This is a genomic window from Oleiphilus sp. HI0128 (genome assembly GCF_001635365.1).
This window is the reverse complement of record NZ_LWGG01001247.1, coordinates 1-873: the sequence shown is the minus strand read 5'-3', so window position 1 is coordinate 873 and position 873 is coordinate 1. Positions and strand designations below refer to the sequence as shown.

The following is an 873-nucleotide window of genomic DNA, read 5'->3' as shown; positions in this document are numbered from 1 at the left end:
GGAGCTAGCCGTCGACGCAATCACAATATCGGCATCGATTAATAAATCTGGAATATCACCTAATAAAGCTGCCTCACCTTCAACCAGACTCGACAGATCCTGGGCACGAGCCAGCGTTCGATTTGCAATTATGATCTTTTTAATACCACTTTGTTTCAGGTGCCTAGCCACTAACTCAGTGGTTTTACCCGCCCCGATAAGTAAAGCAGTATTGTCTGAAAAATCTGAGAAGAGCTGGCGAGCCATATTGACGGCAGCAGCGGCGACCGACACTGGGTTTTCACCAATCGCCGTATCAGTGCGTACTTTCTTGGCGACAGAGAAACAATGTTCAAAGAGCCGACCTAGTTTCCCTTGAACAGCCTGATATTCTTGTGCTGAAGCATAGGCTGATTTCAGCTGCCCTAAAATCTGTGGCTCTCCCAGAACAAGAGAGTCCAAGCCAGCAGCAACACGCATTAAATGAACAATCGCATCTTTACCATCATAGACAAAGCTACAGTTTTCGAGGTCTTCTGAATTAACACAATGATAGTCAGCCAACCAAGTCTGCAACATCGAAACATCAATTGCATGATTGCCAGCACAGTATATTTCTGTTCGGTTACATGTCGATAAAATAACCGCTTCATTAACATTCGGCAGTTTTTTGATTGACTCCAACGCGATATCGAGACGTTGTAAATCAAACGCAACTTTCTCTCGAACGTCGACAGTTGCAGTCTTATGATTAATTCCAAACGCCAAAAACGACATGTATACCAAGCAATTTGATTTAAAGCGGCTATTCTACAAATAGAATACATAGAAAGCCAATGACACAGAGCAAGTTCTTAGAGCTAGAAGCCACTTATTTTATGATTAAAGCCTCGA

At 43.1% G+C, this 873-nt stretch carries 1 protein-coding gene; it reads right to left on the bottom strand.

From position 1 onward, the window contains the following. Positions 1–756: glutamyl-tRNA reductase (gene hemA / locus A3763_RS21130; RefSeq protein ID WP_068760458.1), on the bottom strand; the 756-nt coding region annotated here is incomplete at its 3' end. Between the last annotated feature and the right edge of the window lie 117 nt (positions 757–873).